The following is a 2704-nucleotide window of genomic DNA, read 5'->3' as shown; positions in this document are numbered from 1 at the left end:
GCAGGTCGGGCGGGGTGCCGAAGGCGTCGAGCAGATCCAGATGCGTGGCCTGGTCGGCCAGCCCCATCTGTTCGTGTTGGCCCTGAATTTCCACCAGCAGCGTGGCCGCCCGCCGCAACAGGCTGATGGCGACCGGCTGGTCGTTGATATAGGCGCGTGAACGGCCATCGACCGTCACGACCCGGCGCAGCAGGATGGGTTCATGCGCATCATCCAGCGCGATGCCCTGTTCGCTTAACAACTGATGCAGCGGATGGGTGGGGCTGATGTCGAAACAGGCGCTGACACTGGCCTGTTCGCACCCCGCGCGCACCAGCGACGCGCTGGCGCGTTCCCCCAGCGCCAGGCCGAGACTGTCCAGCAGGATGGATTTTCCCGCCCCGGTCTCCCCCGTCAGCACGGTCAGGCCGGGGGGAAAGGCCAGATCCAGTTTTTCGATCAGGACCACATCCCGTATCGAGAGCTGTGTCAGCATGCAGGTTTCCTGTTCAGCACAGGCCGTTGGCGGAAATCAGAAAATCGAATGCCACGCCCGTGAGAAGATGTTGCGGCCCTGCTTGTGGTCCGGGGCGTCCACGCCCTTGAGCAGATGGTGCGCGCGCAGGTGATCATACGCATCATGGTACCATTTGCTGCTGGGGTAGTTATAGGCCAGCACCGCGCCGGTCTTGCGGGCCTGTTCCAGCAGGCCCATGTCCAGATAGACCTCCACCAGCCGCTCCAGCGCCTCGGGCACATGGTTCGTGGTCTGGAAATCCTGCACCACGCGCTGGTAGCGACCGGCGGCGGCGGGAAAATCGTTCTGCTGCTGGTAGTAGCGCCCCACCAGCATTTCCTTGCCCGCCAGATGGTCGCGGCACAGGTCGATCTTCAGCTGCGCATCACGCGAATAGGGGCTCTGGGGGAAGCGGGTAATGACCTCCTCCAGCGCGTCCATGGCCTCGACCGTGCCCTGCTGGTCACGCTGCACGTCTGCCACCTGCTCGTAATAGCACAGCGCGCGCAGGTAGAAGGCATAGGCCGCGTCCCCGCTGGTGGGGTGCAGCTCCAGAAAGCGGTCGAGCTGCTGCACGGCTTCAGGATATTTGTTCAGCAGGTAGTTGGCGTAGCCTCCATAAGCTGGGCATTGGCCGTGTAGGGGGAATAGGGGTAGTTGCGCTGCAGGGTATCGAACTGGTTGACCGAAAGCAGGTAGCGGTCGGACCGCAGGGCGTCCACGCCGTTATTGTACAGTGTTTCCGCCGAACCGACACGGGGCGCGCGTTCGTTGATGCTGCTGGCGCTGTTGCCACACGCCGCCAGAAGGGCGGCGACGGGCAGGCACGCCAGCCAGCGGGCCGCATGGCGGGCATTGCGCAGTGATTGCGGGGTATATCGTGATCTGCGTACGAACATGCCGGCTCTTCCAGTTACGGAAGCTTTATATCATGTGCCGGGGGAGGGTGAAGTCTTCGCGTGCGGATTTCGCCCCTTCCCATCACGCGGCCTTGATGTGCGGCACGCGCGCGGGGGTGGCGTCCGGAGTCGTGCGCCAGTTCGCCTGATCGGCAAACAGCTTGCGCAGCAGGCGGTTGTTGAGCGTATGCCCCAGCTTGTGCCCCCGCAGACGGCCATGGATCACGCCACCTGCCAGATGGAGGTCCCCAATCGCGTCAAGAACCTTGTGGCGCACGAATTCATCGGGGTGGCGCAGTCCCGTCGGGTTGAGGACATGATCGCCGCTGACGACGATGGCGTTATCCAGTGATCCCCCACGGGCCAGACCGATGGCGTGCAGGTGTTCGATTTCGGGTTGCAGCACAAAGGTGCGCGCCGCACTGAGCTGCCTGTGGAAGTGGCGGCTATCCATCTGCGCGGTGTAGCGTTGCTGACCAATGGCCGCGGCCGGGAAATCAATGGAAATATCGATCAGCAGCCCCGGTTCCGTGGCGGGGGAGAGTTCGGCGTAGGCATCGCCATCTTCCACCCTGACGGTCCTGCTGATGTAGATGTTCCGGCGCGGGGCCGCCTGCGGCCGGATGCCCGCACATTCGATCAGGAAGACGAATTCGGCGGCGGATCCATCAAAAACCGGAATTTCGGGGCCATTGACGTCAATGAAGACGTTATCGATGCCGCACCCCGCCAGCGCCGCCATAAGATGTTCCACCGTGGCGATCCGGGTGCTGGCGTCGGCCTGCGGGTCATGGCCCAGCACCGTGCTCAGCCGTGTATCGACCACCGTATCGTAACGGGCGGCAAGCGGGGGCAGGTCATTCCTGTCCTCGCGCCGGAACACGATGCCGGTGTTCTCCGGCGCGGGGGAGAGACGCAGGGTAATGCGCGCGCCCGTATGAAGGCCCGTGCCCACGCTGCTGATGGACTGCCGCAGGGTATGCTGCATCTGCCCACCATGGGGGAGTGTGGCATGTAGGGGGCGCCCGTCTGTGGCAACATGCCGTCCATTGCCTGTATCCTTGGCGGAAGAGTGGGAAAACGCGCAGTAAGTGGCATGATGAATGCTACTGCGTTGTCGCCCATTCGGACAGTCAAGGATTATTGCCTATTGTTACCTGTTCAGTACCACGATCCGCGACCCGCCATGAAGCAGGTCGCGCCCGCTTCCGTTACGATGAGCGCCGACGCAGGAGCGGAATGTCCAGCCCCCCGTCATCCGGCGTGGCGGCGCCACCAGCCGCCGCCTGTTCCGGCTGGGGCTGCTGCG

Annotated in this window: 2 protein-coding genes and 1 pseudogene; all 3 read right to left on the bottom strand. The window is 63.7% G+C overall.

Going from position 1 to position 2704, the window contains the following annotated elements; all coding sequences use genetic code 11:
• The coding region (locus tag JCM25156_RS24360; RefSeq protein ID WP_034959790.1) for an AAA family ATPase at positions 1 to 475 on the bottom strand (475 nt) is incomplete at its 3' end.
• 36 nt (positions 476 to 511) lie between these two features.
• A pseudogene (locus tag JCM25156_RS24355) lies at positions 512 to 1395 on the bottom strand (outer membrane protein assembly factor BamD).
• A gap of 82 nt (positions 1396 to 1477) precedes the next feature.
• On the bottom strand, positions 1478 to 2383 hold the full coding sequence (lpxC, locus tag JCM25156_RS24350) for a UDP-3-O-acyl-N-acetylglucosamine deacetylase (protein WP_034959779.1): 906 nt from the start codon (positions 2381 to 2383) through the stop codon (positions 1478 to 1480).
• Positions 2384 to 2704 lie beyond the last annotated feature (321 nt).

It is taken from the genome of Komagataeibacter kakiaceti JCM 25156 (assembly GCF_000613305.1).
The sequence above is the reverse complement of the archived record's forward strand: the minus strand, read 5'-3'. Positions and strand labels throughout refer to the sequence as shown.